The sequence below is a fragment of the Cupriavidus sp. FW306-01-F10A genome (assembly GCF_058782785.1).
In genome coordinates this window covers 1-1,272 of record NZ_JBYSYA010000003.1, presented here as the reverse complement: position 1 = coordinate 1,272, position 1,272 = coordinate 1, and the positions used below count along the sequence as shown (strand labels likewise).

At 52.0% G+C, this 1,272-nt stretch carries 1 rRNA gene; it reads left to right on the top strand.

The window, feature by feature from the left end:
• Positions 1-23: 23 nt before the first annotated feature.
• Positions 24-1,272, top strand: a 23S ribosomal RNA gene (locus AC3WLF_RS05545); the annotation flags it as partial.

The following is a 1,272-nucleotide window of genomic DNA, read 5'->3' as shown; positions in this document are numbered from 1 at the left end:
CGATCGAGACACACTCGTTATAGGGTCAAGCGAACAAGTGCATGTGGTGGATGCCTTGGCGATCACAGGCGATGAAGGACGCGGTAGCCTGCGAAAAGCTTCGGGGAGCTGGCAAACAAGCTTTGATCCGGAGATGTCCGAATGGGGAAACCCGGCCCGAATGGGTCATCCCACACTGAATTCATAGGTGTGGGAAGCGAACGCGGCGAACTGAAACATCTAAGTAGCTGCAGGAACAGAAATCAACCGAGATTCCCAAAGTAGTGGCGAACGAAATGGGAAGAGCCTTGTACTCTTTAGCAGTGGTGTTAGCAGAACGGGATGGAAAGCCCGGCCATAGCAGGTGATAGCCCTGTATGCGAAAACACGATTGTGGAACTAGGTGTACGACAAGTAGGGCGGGACACGTGAAATCCTGTCTGAAGATGGGGGGACCATCCTCCAAGGCTAAATACTCGTGATCGACCGATAGTGAACCAGTACCGTGAGGGAAAGGCGAAAAGAACCCCGGGAGGGGAGTGAAATAGATCCTGAAACCGCATGCATACAAACAGTCGGAGCCTGGAAACGGGTGACGGCGTACCTTTTGTATAATGGGTCAGCGACTTACATTCAGTGGCAAGCTTAACCGATTAGGGAAGGCGTAGCGAAAGCGAGTCCGAACAGGGCGTTGAGTCGCTGGGTGTAGACCCGAAACCAGATGATCTATCCATGGCCAGGTTGAAGGTGCGGTAACACGTACTGGAGGACCGAACCCACTAACGTTGAAAAGTTAGGGGATGAGCTGTGGATAGGGGTGAAAGGCTAAACAAATCTGGAAATAGCTGGTTCTCTCCGAAAACTATTTAGGTAGTGCCTCGTGTCTCACCTTCGGGGGTAGAGCACTGTCATGGTTGGGGGGTCTATTGCTGATTACCCCGCCATAGCAAACTCCGAATACCGAAGAGTGCAATCACGGGAGACAGACATCGGGTGCTAACGTCCGGTGTCAAGAGGGAAACAACCCAGACCGCCAGCTAAGGTCCCCAAATATAGCTAAGTGGGAAACGAAGTGGGAAGGCTAAAACAGTCAGGAGGTTGGCTTAGAAGCAGCCACCCTTTAAAGAAAGCGTAATAGCTCACTGATCGAGTCGTCCTGCGCGGAAGATGTAACGGGGCTAAGCTATATACCGAAGCTGCGGACGCACAGCAATGTGCGTGGTAGGAGAGCGTTCTGTAAGCCTGTGAAGGTGTCTTGTAAAGGATGCTGGAGGTATCAGAAGTGCGAATGCT